At 38.7% G+C, this 16,727-nt stretch carries 14 protein-coding genes and 1 pseudogene; 4 read left to right on the top strand and 11 right to left on the bottom strand.

From position 1 onward, the window contains the following. Window positions 1-77: 77 nt before the first annotated feature. Together F1560_RS18455 and F1560_RS18450 are read right to left on the bottom strand one after the other, a co-directional pair. Complete coding sequence (locus F1560_RS18455; RefSeq protein WP_149476114.1) at window positions 78-1,082, bottom strand: sensor histidine kinase; 1,005 nt, start codon at window positions 1,080-1,082, stop codon at window positions 78-80. After that, complete coding sequence (locus tag F1560_RS18450; RefSeq protein ID WP_149476113.1) at window positions 1,075-1,770, bottom strand: response regulator transcription factor; 696 nt, start codon at window positions 1,768-1,770, stop codon at window positions 1,075-1,077. The genes F1560_RS18455 and F1560_RS18450 overlap by 8 nt, the downstream gene beginning before the upstream one ends. A gap of 331 nt (window positions 1,771-2,101) precedes the next feature. On the opposite strand from F1560_RS18450, the gene F1560_RS18445 reads away from it, so the two are divergent. Continuing rightward, a complete protein-coding gene (locus F1560_RS18445; RefSeq protein WP_149476112.1) occupies window positions 2,102-2,836 on the top strand; it encodes a YqcI/YcgG family protein in 735 nt (244 codons plus the stop codon). Window positions 2,837-3,098: 262 nt separating this feature from the next. Here F1560_RS18445 and F1560_RS18440 read toward each other — a convergent pair whose 3' ends face one another. From F1560_RS18440 to F1560_RS18405, 8 genes and pseudogenes are all read right to left on the bottom strand, one after another. Then, window positions 3,099-3,305, bottom strand: coding sequence for a hypothetical protein (locus F1560_RS18440; RefSeq protein WP_149476111.1), 207 nt, complete (start codon window positions 3,303-3,305; stop codon window positions 3,099-3,101). An 85-nt stretch (window positions 3,306-3,390) separates the two neighbouring features. Then, window positions 3,391-3,927: a GNAT family N-acetyltransferase gene (locus F1560_RS18435; protein WP_149476110.1), complete on the bottom strand. Its 537-nt coding sequence runs from the start codon at window positions 3,925-3,927 to the stop codon at window positions 3,391-3,393. Window positions 3,928-4,556: 629 nt separating this feature from the next. After that, on the bottom strand, window positions 4,557-4,784 hold the full coding sequence (locus tag F1560_RS18430) for a hypothetical protein (protein WP_149476109.1): 228 nt from the start codon (window positions 4,782-4,784) through the stop codon (window positions 4,557-4,559). 348 nt (window positions 4,785-5,132) lie between these two features. Continuing rightward, on the bottom strand, window positions 5,133-5,666 hold the full coding sequence (locus tag F1560_RS18425) for a helicase (RefSeq protein ID WP_149476108.1): 534 nt from the start codon (window positions 5,664-5,666) through the stop codon (window positions 5,133-5,135). Window positions 5,667-6,023: 357 nt separating this feature from the next. Next, the gene (locus F1560_RS18420; protein ID WP_149476107.1) at window positions 6,024-6,620 is read right to left on the bottom strand and encodes a class I SAM-dependent methyltransferase; all 597 of its coding nucleotides are present in this window, start codon (window positions 6,618-6,620) and stop codon (window positions 6,024-6,026) included. A gap of 47 nt (window positions 6,621-6,667) precedes the next feature. Further along, a complete protein-coding gene (locus F1560_RS18415; protein WP_187773770.1) occupies window positions 6,668-7,519 on the bottom strand; it encodes a GNAT family N-acetyltransferase in 852 nt (283 codons plus the stop codon). A gap of 83 nt (window positions 7,520-7,602) precedes the next feature. Then, window positions 7,603-9,963: a polyprenyl synthetase family protein gene (locus tag F1560_RS18410; protein ID WP_149476105.1), complete on the bottom strand. Its 2,361-nt coding sequence runs from the start codon at window positions 9,961-9,963 to the stop codon at window positions 7,603-7,605. 54 nt (window positions 9,964-10,017) lie between these two features. Beyond that, window positions 10,018-10,524, bottom strand: a pseudogene (locus tag F1560_RS18405) (DUF1648 domain-containing protein). A 230-nt stretch (window positions 10,525-10,754) separates the two neighbouring features. On the opposite strand from F1560_RS18405, the gene ggt reads away from it, so the two are divergent. Beyond that, the gene (gene ggt, locus F1560_RS18400) at window positions 10,755-12,404 is read left to right on the top strand and encodes a gamma-glutamyltransferase (protein WP_149476104.1); all 1,650 of its coding nucleotides are present in this window, start codon (window positions 10,755-10,757) and stop codon (window positions 12,402-12,404) included. Between the two features lie 31 nt (window positions 12,405-12,435). After that, the gene (locus F1560_RS18395) at window positions 12,436-14,046 is read left to right on the top strand and encodes an L-lactate permease (RefSeq protein ID WP_149476103.1); all 1,611 of its coding nucleotides are present in this window, start codon (window positions 12,436-12,438) and stop codon (window positions 14,044-14,046) included. Between the two features lie 62 nt (window positions 14,047-14,108). On the opposite strand, the gene F1560_RS18390 is transcribed toward F1560_RS18395, so the two are convergent. Beyond that, window positions 14,109-14,753, bottom strand: a complete 645-nt coding sequence (locus F1560_RS18390; RefSeq protein WP_149476102.1) for a hypothetical protein — start codon at window positions 14,751-14,753, stop codon at window positions 14,109-14,111. A 260-nt stretch (window positions 14,754-15,013) separates the two neighbouring features. On the opposite strand from F1560_RS18390, the gene F1560_RS18385 reads away from it, so the two are divergent. After that, the gene (locus F1560_RS18385) at window positions 15,014-16,624 is read left to right on the top strand and encodes a glutathione ABC transporter substrate-binding protein (protein ID WP_149476101.1); all 1,611 of its coding nucleotides are present in this window, start codon (window positions 15,014-15,016) and stop codon (window positions 16,622-16,624) included. Window positions 16,625-16,727 lie beyond the last annotated feature (103 nt).

Below are 16,727 nucleotides of genomic sequence, written 5' to 3'. Positions count from 1 at the left end.
TAGTTTTATCTTAAGTGAATTCCCTACTCGTTTCCTTCGATTTACCGAACAAAAAGAAAAAGCATATGACAATTTTGTCACATGCTTGTGAGTTGTACAAATGCATTCTTTTTTGGAAAGGTTAAGGTGAAGGTCGTGCCTTCTCCAAGTGTTGATTGAACATTAATCTCGATAGCTAAAGATACAGCTACTTTTTGGGTCAAATATAGACCCATGCCAGTTGCGGCATTGTCATGGTGACTTGTCGTCGATGTAAAGCCTTTGTCAAAAATACGAGAAAGGTCTCTCGGGTCGATACCTCGTCCTGCATCTTTAATCGCTAACTTAACTTGGCCTTCTTCTAGATAACTTGAAATGAGGATGTCGGATTGCTCACTATATTTGACGGCATTCGTTAACAGCTGCCTAATCATAAAAGCAAGCCACTTTGCATCGGTTAGAACTTCAGATCTCTGTAAGGAAATATCAAATCCGATTCCTTTTTGCATACACCATGATTTTAAGTCCTTTATTTCTTTGTAAAGGAGCGGCTCCAAAGCAGTGACCTCGATGTATAGGTCGTTTTTAATAAAAGGGATACGTCGCTGATGGAGCTGCTGATCGAGCAGGAGATGGATTCGTAACCATTCATTATTTAATTGCGTTTTTAACCGTTCATCTTCCAGGCGGTCCATCATTAGTTGCATGGTCGTTAATGGTGTTTTCACCTCATGAATCCAACCTAAGAGATCATCTTTTTCCTGCTCGACGTTGATAAGGAGATCAGATAACGATTCTTTGTAATACTTCGCTTGTTCAGTTAGTTGTGTTTCTGTTATTTTTTCAAACGGTGTCCTTGCATCTCTTAAGCTTGTTAAATCAAAGTCATCGTCCAACGCTTCTAATCCCTTATAGAAGGTTGCCTCTTTCTGATAACGTATCATCAAAAAAAGAATGAAAATAATAAAGCTCAAAAAAACAATGTACAAAATCGATTGAAAGTGGATTGATGCGTCAAGGTAAGCGATTAGTAGGAAGAGGGCTTGCAGGGCTAGAAAGAGGATGATCCAGCTGCGTCTTTCACTTACGTACTTTTTAATCATGCCGATAAGCCTCTTCTATCGCCATATAGCCTTGTCCAACTTTTGTTTCAATAAAGCGTCCAAGCCCAAGCTCTCCCAAGCGTTTGCGTAGCCGATTAACGTTAACGGTTAAGGTGTTATCACTGACAAAACGCTCATCATCCCATAAACGTTTAATGAGCTCTTCGCGGCTAACAATTTGATTTTTTTGCTCGATTAAAACGTTCAAAATATACATTTCATTTTTTGTTAATTCAAGACTTCCTAGATGGTTGCTGATGGTGCTTTTCATATAATCGACCGTTGCACCGCACCATGTCCGCAATTCTGTTTGTTCGTTGCTGTAATTGTACACACGGCGAAGAATTGCTTGAATCTTAGCGATGAGCACATCGAAATGAAAAGGCTTTTGAACAAAGTCGTCTGCGCCAAGCTGCATGGACATGACCATATCTGTTGGGTGGTCACGTGAGGACAGGAAGATAATCGGGACATTGGAATGTGAGCGAATCATACGACACCAATGAAAACCATCGAATTTCGGCAATTGGATATCAATAATGACAAGATCAGGCTTCACCGCTGTGAATTCCTGAATCACATGATTGAAATCTTGAACACCGTACACATCATACGACCATTGGGATAACCGTTCTTTTATTTCATTAAATAAGGAAGCATCGTCTTCAACAAGCATAATCTTAAACAAGGAAGCCACCACATTTCTAAATTGCATTCTATTATAATTGTATCGGAAAAAGGAGGGAGCTGCTAGGGTTTTGGATATATGTTATCAAGAAATAAGGGTTTGGTTGTTACCCCGAAAGCTAGTTTCTCTACTCTAGCCTTCAGGGTCGGTACCTTCGTAGTTGAATCCGAAGCATAGATAATTATGTTCCATCATTATAAAAATACGGTGTTTTTCTAACGAAATAATAAAGCTTAGTTTGACTAGTATTTAAAGAAAATCGTTTCTAGAAAAGACAAGAAGGGTAAAGGTGGTTTAAGGGAAATATGAATACATGCAGTGGAGGCGAACAATGACTACGAAGGAAAAAGTGCTACTAATAAAAGAGGATTTTTATAACAGAACAGACCTGCCGAGTTGGCTCCATAAAGAATATGAAACTTTTCATAACACGGTCACAGATAAAACATTTCCTTGTTTTTTTGGGATGAGAGCCGAATTAAGGGGCGAGCTTCGTTATGCTTTTATCAGCCAAGACGACTGGAGTAATTTACCGTCCGCAATTGAAAACTTTCTTCAGCTGTTTCAATCACCAAACTATAAAAGGCATGGACTTTTTGTATTTGTTGAGCCTTTTGAGCAAGAGGGCAATCTGGAGGATTACCGCAAGCAATTTTGGGAGATTCTGCAATATTTGCATGAAGCAGATGGTGTGGAGTGGCCAGCATATGCTCCTCGTGATCCAGATCATTATTTATGGGATTTTCATTTTAATGGTGAGCCAATTTTCGCATTTGGAAATGCGCCAGCATATAAGAAGAGGAAAACACGGGATCTTGGAAATGCCATGGTGCTTGGATTCCAGCCTCGTAAAATCTTTGAAGGATTGGAAGGAACCGAAAAAGCCGGTATAATGTCTCGTGAAAAAGTCCGTGAACGTGTAGAGGTTTGGGATGAACTGCCCAAACACCCCGATATCGGGCACTTTGGCGACCTGACCCATAACGAATGGAAGCAATTTTTTATCGGAGATGATATAGAGCCAATCCAAGGAAAATGTCCATTCCATCATAAATCACAAGCCTAAATTGCTATGAACAAAAAATGCTTTCGACCCTTTTATTGAAGGGCTGAAAGCATTGCTGTAATGTTCTTAAACATATGGAAATATATTTCTAAGCATTTCTTATTTGTTTTATGTTAACTTTCTTTCTCTTTTTATTTTCTTAAAGCTTCTAAAATAGTAGTAGGATCATTGCCGATATTTGGAATATATTTTCCAATGCACTAACCAAGGGATCATTGTTCAAGTATCACTTCTGTTTCAGCCTCAACTATCGCCATCACGTCTAGTTAGTCAATCCAAAAATCTCAGCAATAACATCGGAGCTGCCTGGTGTAAATAAAAAGATTGATAAACCAATTAAGAGAACACCAGTAGAGCCTAAAAATATCACTCGTTTATTTAAGAGTGAAAGATGTTTAAATGCCTGTAAAGCCGCTCCTAAAATAAGAAAAACGCCTATAAAAAGAATGATAAAATAATAAAATCCCATTACATCACCTCATTTTTTATAAAATGAATCTGTCCTAGCAGCTCAAACTCTTACAAACTTTAGTTATTTCTTTTCTTTAAATCACTTACTCAAAAAACGCTTTTGAATATTCCACGACCCCTGAAATAGTATGAAGAGCATTTCCACTTAATTCAATTACCATAAATGCTTCATCTGGCACTTCAAAAGGTGCTTTTATTCCCCATAAGGATGCTTTTTGGAATCCGAATTTCGGATAATATTCCGGGTGTCCTAATACCACAACAGAGCTATATCCAAGTTTTTTTGCTTTTTTCAATGCTTCGGTAATTAAAAGGCTGCCCATACCTTTGCCTTGATACGCTGGTAAGACAGAAACAGGTGCAAGGGCAAGTGATGCTGTACTTTGGCTGTCATTACGAATTATTATTTTAGATAAAAGAGTGTGTCCTAAAATTTTGTTCTGTTCTCGATCCTTTGCCACTAAAGATAACGCTGGAATGAATGCGTCTGATTTTCTAAGTCGAGATACTAGTTTGTGTTCACTCTTATCGCTGTACTCTGCATGCTCAAAGGCAGCCTTTACAACGTTTTCCGTTAGTTCGTAATCCGTGGGGTGTTCTTGCGCAATTGTTATATTCATGGTTGACAACTCCTATTTTGATACATACCTCAGTCACCTCATATATTTGTAATAAAGATTTACTAAGGAAAAGTACACGAATGCAGCACCAAAAATGAATAGTGAAAATTCCTTCAACTTTTTCTCATCCATCATTAAGTCTTCATTATAAAAAATTTGCATACTTTCATTTATAGAAATAGGGTTCGTAAAAATTGACAGTATTAGTCCAAGAATAGTAATAGTCCCATATATATTTAGTCCCTTTCTGAAAGTGATTTCTTTATTTCCTATTTCAGTATTGCGAGAAGTTAGTGGAGTTGGTTCCAAATGAATGTCCTCCTTTTGTTAATTACTTTTGTAAAAATATGCCGATAAAAATATAGTTATTCCAATAAGAATAAAGGAAATGGACAGAAGGAAATCTTTGAAAGAGGAGATTTGATTAAGTTCTTCTATGAGCAAGAAAATACCAAATAAGAAAAAAATAATTCCTAATCCTACATTTATTTTTCCGATAAGAGGGAATTTCTTCAAAATAACACGCCTCCGCTATTAAAAAATCACTTCTTTGATAGTTACCTATATATCTTAAGAGTTCCATTTTTATAAGGTACCAGTTTACTTGAAGAAATATAACGTACCTATCTCTACATATCCCACTCAACTTCATCACTTTCCATGAGAGAAGTAACTGTTTTAAGATGGTTTCTTTCATCAACAACTTCATAGTTATTAATATGACTATCATTCACGTTAAAAGTAAGGCGATCTGTGACGGAAAGACTTTCTCTTATTTGATTATTTGTGGTAATTGAAATAGTGTAATCCCAATCATTAGGAATGGGAACCTTATCTTCTTTCAGTTCTAAACCCATAAAGCCATTTATCCGAAAAAGCATCTTTAAATGTTGTATATCTCGTTTGATCTACCACGAAAGTTGCTGCTATTCCCATCACTACCACTATACAAGTAGAGATAATGAGAGCGGTTCCTATTTTGATAAAAAACATGAGAATAACTTTGATAATGAAAAGTGAGAGTAATAGAAGAATAAAATTTTGATAGAAAAAATCCATTACAGTTGATAAAAAAGTCATTAGATATCCTCCAAGCTTATAAAGTGAAACTAAATCAATTATCTTTTGGATGAGCATCTAGTTAAATTCTTGCACCGTTTTGCACGGAATAAAAGTTGGTAATTCGTTCTCTTAATACTTCACTTCTATAAGTTTTTTGCTTGGCAAAAGATAAAGTGATCATTCGGATTCCAAACGTGCAGATGATCAGCAACGTACCCGCGTAGCCATAACTCGTCGTTAATTTTTCTAATGTAAAAGCCTTTTGGAAAATCATCGTCTTCACTTATTATTTCCGATGCAATTGTGATGGAACCAGAAGGGGCCTGATGCTGGGACGAAGAAATTCCTGAATGACCTTCAGGCTGATCTAGATATTTTAATCTTAGGTGAGGTCCCAGCTCATGAGGGCACAATTCCAAACCAAGTTCGCTTGCCCGTTTAAAAATGGTAGGCAAAGTAGCTCCGTCTGGGAAGCCAAGGTTCCTAACGGTTAGTTCAATGGTCTTTAAGCTGTACGTTGTTTCAGAGGTAGTAAATCTTTCATCTGTTAAGAGTCTTTCTCCATACTCATTCATCATGATAGCGTGTTGTTGCATTTTTTGAGTAAGCTGTATATTCGTTAGCCCGCCAATCTCTATTGTTCTCGTAATAACTGGGCAGTCAGGGTATATTTTCATTTACGATAACTCCTTCTAAATAGGGTAGCAGGAGCTCAATAAACAACTTACCAATAGGAGAACTCCTTCTTAAGTTAAAGCGCAAGTTCGTACAAGACATTCTAACCTAGGTTATACCGTTTTCTTTTTTGCGATTACAAGACGTATAATAGCAAAGATGATTAAAAAGATTGATAATAAATGAAATGAATAAAGTTACCATTAAATTAATATCTAAACAAATAATACCATAATGCTGAATGCATTAGTTGCAAATTTCTGAAATTAGCAACGAAAGAAAAAGACCATCAATAGATGATCTCACTTGTGCAATACGTGCACTTGTTGCTGCAATAAACGTGACCTAAAAACAAGAAATTACTTCATACTACTCGATATAAACATGGAAGCATCTTGCTTCATAAAAATCCGATTTCCATGATAGAAGGTCTTCATTTCACTTGATTTAAAACCAATTTCAGCTAATTTTTCCTTTAGTTCCTCATGCAAAAAGCCATTATGAACTTTCGGATGATTTATTTTATCATTTTTGTCAAAATCAATAATGATTAGCTTGCCGCCATCATTTAGAATATTGAACAATGCTTGTAAAATTTTCTTCGTATCTGGAATATGAAGAAGGACTAATGACATGAACACGATGTCTGCCTTAAGTTCCGGAATTTCTTGCGTGAAATCGGAATAAAGCACTTTTGCATTGGTAATTCCTCTGTGAGAAATTTTAGCTTGCGCAACCTCCAGCATTTGTTCGGATGAATCCACCAATAAAACAGAATCTACTAAATCTGATATTTCCAAGCTAATGAGGCCAGTACCACTTCCATAGTCAAGTAAAGATTTTGATTTACTATTTTGTAATTTGGCTCTTACTTCCTTCACGATCACGTTAGCTAATTCCATTCTTTCTTCTGTATCGTATCTTTTTGCCAGCTGTTCAAAAACGTTATCTTCCATATGCTGCTCCCTTATTATTAAAAATTTTAGCTATATAAGTGGCCATTTTAAACCATTTTAACCATTTCAAATTGCTCTATATTCGCTTTCTTAAATCCAAGCTTTCTAAGAAATTCATTCATATCAATATTATCAGGCATACTGATCGTTAGCTTTTTCAGGCTTCGTTCGTTTATTGCATGTGCTAAAAGATTACTGGCAATTCCTTTATGCCTTTCATCTTCACTTACATATAAAAAGTAAATTTTACCCGCATCTGTAACGACCATAGTAGCTACTATTTGTTTATCGAGATAAGCAGCAAAACAATGGGCAGTATGATCCTTCATGAAATACTCCACTTCATTTTGCCAGTTGATATGGGTAGAAAAAATAGCCTTTCTCACTGCTTCTGCTACAGGTAATTCAACCGCTTTAATCGTAATATGATCCACTATCGTATGTTTCAATTGATTGTTTTCCACTGATTTACTGAAATAGCTGAGTGTATGGTTCTTTTTATAACCTTGTTTTTCATAGAAACGGATGGCACGGTCGTTGTCTGATAGTACTTCTAAACTAAATCGGTCACAAAGCTGATCGGTTCCATTCTGCACAAACAAGCGGAATAGAGCTTGACTCACACCTTCTCCACGGTATTTGGGCGTTACACATAAGGTGCCACATCGTAAGTTTTTGTACCCATCAAAGGTTCTGATACCGCCAAATATTAATCCAACAGGTTCATCAGATTGAAAGGCAATAAAGGAGTCTTCTAACGTATTTCCTTCAGGTCCAAAGAATCTTTCAAAGAATGGTTCAAGTGGTATATTCATCGGAATGGCATAGTCTGCGTAACCATTTAAAAATGCTTGATGAATCAATGACCTATCTACTTCTGAACACCTTTTATAATTCATATTGCACCTCCAGTTATTTGGTAAAAAAATGACTAACAAACCTTCTTGCAATTTGCTAGTCATTTTCCATGTTTGCGCTAACCTCAATACCCACGATGCACAAAATAATTCAACACATGTTTTAAAAACGGATTTTTATGGTTTAATGCTTGCAAGGTCTCCATTGCCAAACAATAATGCTCCCACATTTCTTTTTTCGCAGCTTCAATCCCGAGAACGGAAACGAACGTGGAATTGTTATTTTCTTTATCTCGAAATGGAGATTTACCAAGTGTCGTTGGATCTCCCTCCACATCAAGCAAGTCATCCTTAATCTGGAAGGCAATTCCTGCATGACGTGCGAATTGTTTCAATGCTTGCTTCTGGGATTCACTTGCACCAGCTAGAATTGCTGGCATCATAAGGGCAGCCTCGAATCCTAGTCCGGTTTTATAAAAGCACATCTCATTCAGTTGCTCCAGTGTCAGTTGCTCTCCCTTTGTCTGCAAATCCATCGCTTGTCCCCGGCACATGTCAGCCGTCACATTTGCCGAATAGTGAATGAGGTGGAGGACAGTTTTGGCATCAAAACTTTCAAGAGATGCCTGCTCTGCCACCGCTTGTTGCGTTAAATAAAGACCAGTTAACTCTGCGGTAGCTGTATTATATGCTCGGTGTAAGGTTGGATTTCCCCTACGAAAATCCGCATTATCTTGAGCTGGTAAGTCATCATAGATCAAGGAAGCAGTATGCATATATTCCAACGATTTTAAAAGCGGTTGGATTGCCTGTTTATCCAAGCCATACTCCTCTATACCCATAAACCAGGTAATAATCGGACGTAGCCGTTTTCCCGTGCTACCTAAGCTATAATTCGCCGCTTCCATCATTGGCTCGTCGATTAGAACGTTTTCTTCTGCCTGAGAAATCGGCAGGCTTGCATTTAAATCCTCTCTTACCCTTCTTGCCTGTGTGACAAAAACGTCCTCTTCTTCCCGATCTTGTCGCAAGTTACGAATCATACGATCACGAATTAATTTATCAAAAAATTCCACGTCTGTTGCGTGTTGAACGAGATCATCAACGGTTTGCTGTAACGAGGGAATCCCGGAAAAAAGGAGACCCATCACTTGCGCATATTTTTGCTCTCCTTTTTTCGCCTTAAATCGCTTCAAACTATTGATTGCCCGAGATAGAATCACTTCACGCGCCTGTGGCTCGGAATCGTACACGTTGTGAATGAAGTTGGCGATGACCGTCCAATAAAGCTCAAACGGATTAATCAGATCCTTCCGCTTCTCATGATGCTCCAGGTAATAGGTATACGGTGTTACTCTGCCGCCTTGCCGGTCATCGGCCATGTCGGTAAAATCATCTGCAAGCTGATTGTAAATTCCATAATAAAATGTCCGTTGATCAATCCCCTCATCCACCGAAGCATCAATAATCGAGCGAACGATTAGCCGAGATGCCGCCGATTTTAAAATAACGGGAATATACAGCTCTTCATTCGTATACGTGTCATTTTCTAAATCCTTTACACGCTCAACTTCCTGTGATTGATAAAAAACAAAAGCTTGTTCGAGGAAAGCTTCCCAGTCCTCAGCAGGAAGACTTTCCTGAATCAATTCAAACGCAGCCTTCAGCTCGGAATGAATAAAGCGCATATGCTTCCCGTTTTTTCCAGTCCATTCACCTAACGGGGGAACAACCCCTGTAACGAGTGTGACTCGAATCAGCTGGGAATAACGATTTTTCTCATCCGCAGATAATACATTGGAATCGAGTAAATCATCAATAAATGGATAGGTGAGACCATAGGCATAGCCTAGTCGAATTGCTTGCTCGAGCTTGGAGGACTTCTCTTCCTGCGTGATGTCATCTCCCATTTCTTCTACTGCCTGCATGACTAATCCAGCAATAATCTTAATTAATTTACGCTGCGCTTCTTCGGCATCCATACCCGCTGGTATATTATCGGTAACCCTATTTAACTTTTCCGTTATCCAAATAAATGTTGACTCAATCCCATTTTTCTCAGCCATCCGATACAATTTGGTCATGCTAAACATGTCATCTTGATCAGATTTCTTCCTGGTGAGCTGCTTCTTTAACCGATCGACAACACGCTGAATCCGTTTTTGTGTAGCTGGAGAATCAAGCGCATGCCCCATGTCCCGCATGAAGATATAGGAAATGCTTCGATCCAGATACGGATCTAATTTCCCTGTCATCTTCAACGATTGGAGAAACTTGTAATCATCCTGCTGTTTTTTATTTGATAACGTGGAAAATAACGAGCGACGCTGAACATGATCCTGTTTCCATATTTCAAAGTCCTTTATTAATGCTTGAATATACGATTGGTCAGCATGCTGAACCGACAAGGAATTAAAATACGCCTTGGCTCTTTGTTCTGCTGTATGATAAGCGTTGTCTGCGTTGATAATTGTTTTTTCACTCATATGTTTACTTACCTCGAATTCCTGGTTTTTTCTATATAAAAATTTTAATCCATACTAGTATATTCTACGCTGGTTTACAATCCCTATGATAATCGAAATAAATACGCTCAGTATAGCTATAGGCAGGAACAAGCTTCCCAGAGCATTTCCTCAGTCTAATGCAATAGAAACTGATGCATAGAGAATGTAAGCAAAAAGGATGAGACATATATTTTTAATCTGATTGATCATTTTTCTGCTATTTTGGTAAAACTGTTCCGCATTGGTTGCGTTGAGTCGCTGGGGATAGTTATGCATTTCAGGATACTTCTCAAATAGCTGCATCAAAACCAGTATGAAAACACCTATACTTGGTAAAATCAACAGCTCCCATTTCGCACCCCAACGAGTTACTTCTCCGATCGCATTATAATGTGCTGGAACTTGGTCTGGCAGTGAATCCCAATTAATGATTAATAACAAAATGGAGCCAATATAACTTGGAAAGCCAATACCATCCCATACCCATTCACTTTTGTTTTTTGGAATTATAAGCTTTGGACGTTTTGGAGTAGTTGCCATGCTTAATTTCTCCTCTTATAACGATATAGCTTTGTTTAAATACGTGCTAGGGGTGAAAAAAGATTCATTTTTGTTTGAGTGATTTTTTATTCGTCACGTCAATTTAACTGGATCACATTCGCCCAAAAATTGAAGGAAAGTCTAAAGTCCTTAAAATTAACGTTTTTATGGAAAGCGATTGGGGGAAAAGGTACAGGGAATGCAAATTAATCATACAGGAGGTATTTTATTTGGGACTTCACAAAGGTAAAAATTACTCTTTTTTGGAGACGGGGAGGCCAGTAGCAGAGGGAATTAATGGTGCTGTAACGTCACCTCACTATTTAGCTACGCAAACTGGGAAAGGAATCCTAGATCAAGGTGGTCATGCGGTGGAGGCAGCAATTGCTGTTAATGCTGTGCTTTGTGTTGTTATTCCACATATGGCAGGGTTAGGCGGGGATCTATTCGCCTTAATCTGGGATCGGCATGGGAAAGAAGTCAATTCGATGCATGGAAGCGGTAAGTCAGGAAGCCGTGTAACCCGAGAGGTATACAAACAAAAAGATCTTGGCGAGATTCCAGAACGTGGACCATTAGCAGCGAACACGATTCCAGGAACTGTGGATGGCTGGTGGGAGCTGCATCAGCAATATGGAAAGCTAGAGTGGGAAACTTTGTTTGAAGATGCGATTCATTATGCTGAGAATGGCTTTCCAATCACGGATAAGGTGAGTAACTTTATTCAAGAGAAAGCTGAATTATTAAGTGAGCAGTCTACTACAAAACAAGTATTCTTTAAAAATGACCGTCCCATTTTAGCAGGGGAACTGCTCGTTCAGTCTGATTTAGCTTGGTCTTTCAAGCAAATAGCTCAATCGGGAAGAGATGCCTTTTATAATGGAGAAATTACCGACAAGATAATTGCTTCGATGGAGAAACATGATGGTCTTCTAGTAAAAGAGGATTTTAAAGAACACAGCCTCGAATGGGAACGTCCATTATCTACTAGTTATAGAGGATATGAAATCTATCAAGTAAAACCGAACACACAAGGTATTGCTGTATTAATGATGCTAAACATGTTAGAGAAAAACGATATGACCTCGATTCAAGATGGTACTCCAGAATATTATCACCTTCTAGCTGAAGCTGCTAAGCTTAAATTTCGTTTTCGGGACGAATGGGTTACAGATCTCGAAACGATTGATCTTCCTTACGATGAGCTCCTATCTAAATCTTTTTCATCAGAGGTTTACGACCATTTTTCTTGGGATGAAGTATATCAAGAAGAACAACTAGAAGAGCTTCCGGAAGTTGATATCGGGCGGGATACAGCTTATCTTAGTGTCGTTGATAAAGAAGGGAACAGTATCTCTCTCATACAAAGTATTTTCCATGAATTCGGTTCGGGATTTATGCCAGAAGGATGTGGTTTCTTCTTGCAGAATCGAGGATCCCACTTTAGTTTGGATGAAAATCATCCCAATACACTAGAGCCGAATAAGCGTACGTTTCATACCATCATTCCAGGAATGGCATTGAAGGACGGTAAGCCATTCATGCTATTTGGAGCGATGGGGGGAGAAGGACAGCCTCAAACGCAATGTGCCATGCTTACAAAGGTTATCGATTTTGGGTACAACATGCAGCAGGCAATTGAAGCGCCGCGTTGGTTGTATGGCAGAACATGGGGTGAAAACAGTTCTACGCTTAAACTGGAAGGAAGAGTTCCAGATGAAATTATTAATGATTTACGAAAACGCGGACACGAGGTTGAAATCGTAGAGGATTATTCCCAGACAATGGGCCATGCACAGGGAATTATTATTGATCAAGAAAGAGGCGTATACAGCGCTGGTGCGGACCCTCGTGGGGATGGAATTGCCTTGTGCTGGTAATCTTTTTAATTGATTTTTGGAGGAATTAATGATGGAAAATAATTTACCGCTTGATTTATTACATTGGCTATTAGCTATCACACCATTAGTCCTGCTTTTACTCATGTTAGTTGTCTTTAAGTGGTCTGGTGGTACCTCGGGATGGGTTGCGATGGGGGTGGCGACATTACTAGGCTACTTCATGTTTGAAGCTCCTTTGGATAATTTGGCAGTTGGATTTGGAAAAGGACTGTGGGAAGCATTTTTTATCCTGCTCGTTGTATGGTTTGCTTTATTGCTCTACCATGTTACCGATGAATCCGGATCGTTTAAAGTCATTCGGGAAGAGGTACAAAATCATAGTGAAAATTACTTGTTTCTAGTCCTTGGATTTGGCTGGGTATTTGCTTCTTTTCTTCAAGGTGTAGCAGGATTCGGTGTGCCGATCGCTGTTGTAGCACCACTTTTAGTGGGATTAGGTGTGAAGCCTGTCGCTGCAATTGTCATCCCTTTAATTGGACATTCCTGGGCGAATATGTTCGGAACGCTCGGTGTCGGCTGGATTGCTACGATAAATGCAGTGCAGATTGAGGATACGACATTAACACTTCTATATACGGGTATTCTTTTATGGCTACCAAATATAATAGGCGGGCTAATGATTTGTTGGTTATTTGCTAAATGGAAAGGTGTCAAGGAAGGTTTTCTAGCTGTCGTGATTATTTCGGTTATTCATGGTGGGGGACAGCTTGCAATGGTAAGCTTTAACGCTGAGCTAAGCACGTTTATCCCAGCGATTTTAGCTTTTGGTGCCTTATTTATGCTTTCCAAACGAAAGAAATACAGAGAAAAATCAGAGACGGAAGAGTTAACGGACATTCTTGAAGAAACGGATTCAAAATCGGAAGAGAAGCCGGATATATCATTACACCAAGCATTTATGCCATATTACGTCTTGTCGGTAGTTAGTATCGTGTTTCTTGGAATCGGACCAATTCAAAGCTTTCTAGATCAATTTCAAATTGGACCTTCCTTTCCGGCAGTTGAAACGGGATATGGTTTTGAAATGGAAGCTGAAGAAGCGTATTCTCCTATCTCTCCGTTTACGCATCCAGGATTCTATTTACTTGTGTCGGTTATCTTTGCCTTTTTCTGGTACAAGCATTTAGGATTACATCATAAAAATACGACCCAAAATGTATTTTCTGGCTTAAAAGATAATGCTCTAGGGGCATCCCTAGCAATAACTGGATTTTTAACCATGACCATGATTATGGAAAATGCTGGACAAACAAACGTACTTGCCCTTGGAATTGCCGAAGTATCACCACCAGCTGTTTATGCTGGATTAGCAAATGTCATTGGGATTATTGGTGCATTTATGACGTCATCGAATACGTCATCCAATGTGCTGTTCTCGCCATTACATGGATCTGTTGTAAATTCGATGGAAGGCTTATCCTTGCCACTCGTTATTGCCGCACAATCAACAGGTGGAGCAATTGGTAATGTCATTGCACCAGCCAATATTGTGTTAGGAACAAGTACAGCGAACGCGCAAGGAAGAGAGTCGGAAGTGTACAAGGTTACGCTTATCTTCGCATTGATTGCAGGTGTTAGTGTCTCAGCTGTGACGGTATTATTGCATTTTATAGGAGGTTAAACAGAGAAATCATCGGTGAAGCAGACGGCTTCATCGATGATTTTAAGTTTTTAAAATAGAACTCAATCTTTCTTTTTCGCAGGGAAAACGGTGTACGACCATGACCAAATAAAATCGATAATAAAAATAAGTCCCCAAATCATCGATATCCCGTAAATCGTATCATTTGCATACGGTGTCTCAGCAACATTCTCTGTTCCAATCCAAGAAAGATCTCTTATATAATCCAATAAATCACTAGTACCTCCTGTTCCGTAAATCCAAAATCCAGCTTGGACAGTAACAAACACGATTAGGTGAACAGTAGAACTCCGGCGATATTTTTTAGCGGTATATTTCGGGTCCTTTTGTCTGTCCATGATACGAATATCTTTTTCAGTGAGCAGCTGTATCCCACGCCATCCGCCAATTTTATGTCGCATCCAACGATCAAGCTTCATAAAATCAAAGATTCCAAATGTACATGCATAGATAACAAAAAGGCTAATGATAATTAAAAAGGTAGAAATCTCTCCAGTTTCTTGGTATATCAATAGACCTAAGAGAGCTTCTAAAATCAATAGAATGATAAACAATAGAAGAAAGAGCAGGCTAAGTTTTTGTTTGTTGAAAAAATAGCGGATAACACCAAAGATGAGAAGCGATAACACGGATATAATTTCTAATGCAATAAAGATTTCCCATTGATAGTTGAGTAGTAACCCCATAATTGAAAATATTCCCCCATTCAATATCTTTAGTTTAAGTAAATACGATTTGTGTGAAAAAATCAATTTGATATTTGAAGTGACAGGAATTCCTTTATAGGTTATGATGAGGGGGAGTTTTGTAACCGCTTAAAAGTAAGAAAATTACATAAAACATGGTGTTGTCTAAAGTGATAAGAGGAAGAAGTGTGCGCTTTTAAATAATTTGAATAATCAAATTATTTAAAATAGAATTTTACATAAAACAAGGGGGAAACAGGATGAAAAACCATGCATGGAAGCTAGTGGTATTACTTCTAGCGTTAGTCTTTACACTGGTCGCTTGTGCAAGTGAACCGGATTCGAATGAAGAAACGAATAGCGCTGAAGCAGAGGAAAATGCAAGTGAAGAAGTAGGAGCAGAAGGCGGGAATCTAATTATTGCTACAGGATCCGATGCAACGATATTAGACCCACATATTTCTAGTGACGTGCCATCAGGGAATATTCAAATTAATATTTATGAAACATTGACAAGGTTTAACGATGAGATGGAGCTTGAGCCGCTTTTGGCTGAAAGCTGGGAAGCGATAGAGGATAATGTATGGGAGTTTAAGCTGAAAGAAGGAGTGACCTTCCATGACGGCTCTGAATTTAATGCAGAGGTATTAAAGTTAAATGTCGAACGAGTTCTGGATGAGGATCTTGCTTCGCCAAGAAGGGTGCTTTTTGATCTTATTGAAGAGGTAGAAGTAGTCGATGATTATACGGTACAAATTATAACGGAGTTTCCATTTGCACCACTTCCGGCACATTTTGCCCATTATGCATCAAGTATTATTAGTCCGGAAGTGATTGAAGCGGACTATGAAGCTGTTGCTGCGGGAGAAGATTATGGCTCCTATGTGAATGAAAATCCAACAGGGACTGGAATTTTTGAATTTGAAAACTGGGATCCAGGAACGGAGATTACACTTACGAAAAATGAAAATTATTGGGGAGACGGGGTTAAGGTTGATACAGTAACGTTCAAAGTCGTGCCTGAAACATTAACCCGAGTTGCAGAATTAGAAACTGGACAAGCTCATATTGTTGATCCATTAACAGCTACAAATATGGAGCAATTAGAGGCGAGTGCTGAAGCAAATGTGTATCTTCGAAATGGAGCGACAATCACGTATCTTGGATACAACATGGATAAAGAACCGTTTGATGATCCAAAAGTCCGAAGAGCTGTTACAATGGCATTAAATAAACAAGAAATGGTAGATGGAATTTTGGATGGTGCTGGTGAAGTGGCGGTAGGTCCAGTTAACGATACGAACTTTGGCTACAGTGATGACATCGAAGCAATTGAATATGATGTTGAAGGTGCCAAGGAATTATTAGCAGAAGCTGGATACCCGGATGGTTTTTCAACAACAATTTGGACAAATGATTCCCAGGAACGAATGGACATTGCGACTTATTCACAATCTTTATTAGCTGAAATCGGGGTCGATGTATCGATTGAAGTTGTTGAATGGGGAGCATACTTGGAGAGTACAGGAAATGGCGAGCATGATATGTTTATCCTTGGACTCTCTCTTGGGACCGGCGATGCGGATTACCCAATGCATATGCTTTTCCATTCAGAAAACGTAGGTACTACAGGAAACCGTACCTTTATGCGAGACGATGAATTTGACCAAATGCTACACGAGGCCCGTATCGAACAGGATGAAGATGTTCGATTGGACAAGTATGTTGAAGCAGCAAACTACTTGAATGAACAATCCCCGATGGCATTTCTTTATCACCCAGATCGCATTATGGGTTATCGGGATGAAGTAAAAGGTTTCTGGTCGGATGCATCTGGACTGTATCAGCTGAAAGATGTAACCATTCAATAAAAGAACGATGATTGGACCGTCACCCGGTATGCTATATTGGATACCGGGTGATATTTTTTAGTTGGCAGATAAGAAAGACTGCATAAGTGCAACTAAGGCATTC

The organism is Oceanobacillus polygoni (genome assembly GCF_008304605.1).
Classification (GTDB): domain Bacteria; phylum Bacillota; class Bacilli; order Bacillales; family Amphibacillaceae; genus Oceanobacillus; species Oceanobacillus polygoni.
This window is presented reverse-complemented; position numbering and strand designations above follow the sequence as displayed.

Bases quoted from the DNA above. Each gene is read 5' to 3' on its own strand.
- F1560_RS18455 (WP_149476114.1), bottom strand. From the start codon at position 1,082: ATGATTAAAAAGTACGTAAGTGAAAGACGCAGCTGGATCATCCTCTTT.
- F1560_RS18445 (WP_149476112.1), top strand. From the start codon at position 2,102: ATGACTACGAAGGAAAAAGTGCTACTAATAAAAGAGGATTTTTATAAC.
- F1560_RS18440 (WP_149476111.1), bottom strand. From the start codon at position 3,305: ATGGGATTTTATTATTTTATCATTCTTTTTATAGGCGTTTTTCTTATT.
- F1560_RS18435 (WP_149476110.1), bottom strand. From the start codon at position 3,927: ATGAATATAACAATTGCGCAAGAACACCCCACGGATTACGAACTAACG.
- F1560_RS18430 (WP_149476109.1), bottom strand. From the start codon at position 4,784: ATGGGTTTAGAACTGAAAGAAGATAAGGTTCCCATTCCTAATGATTGG.
- F1560_RS18425 (WP_149476108.1), bottom strand. From the start codon at position 5,666: ATGAAAATATACCCTGACTGCCCAGTTATTACGAGAACAATAGAGATT.
- F1560_RS18420 (WP_149476107.1), bottom strand. From the start codon at position 6,620: ATGGAAGATAACGTTTTTGAACAGCTGGCAAAAAGATACGATACAGAA.
- F1560_RS18415 (WP_187773770.1), bottom strand. From the start codon at position 7,519: ATGAATTATAAAAGGTGTTCAGAAGTAGATAGGTCATTGATTCATCAA.
- F1560_RS18410 (WP_149476105.1), bottom strand. From the start codon at position 9,963: ATGAGTGAAAAAACAATTATCAACGCAGACAACGCTTATCATACAGCA.
- F1560_RS18395 (WP_149476103.1), top strand. From the start codon at position 12,436: ATGGAAAATAATTTACCGCTTGATTTATTACATTGGCTATTAGCTATC.
- F1560_RS18390 (WP_149476102.1), bottom strand. From the start codon at position 14,753: ATGGGGTTACTACTCAACTATCAATGGGAAATCTTTATTGCATTAGAA.
- F1560_RS18385 (WP_149476101.1), top strand. From the start codon at position 15,014: ATGAAAAACCATGCATGGAAGCTAGTGGTATTACTTCTAGCGTTAGTC.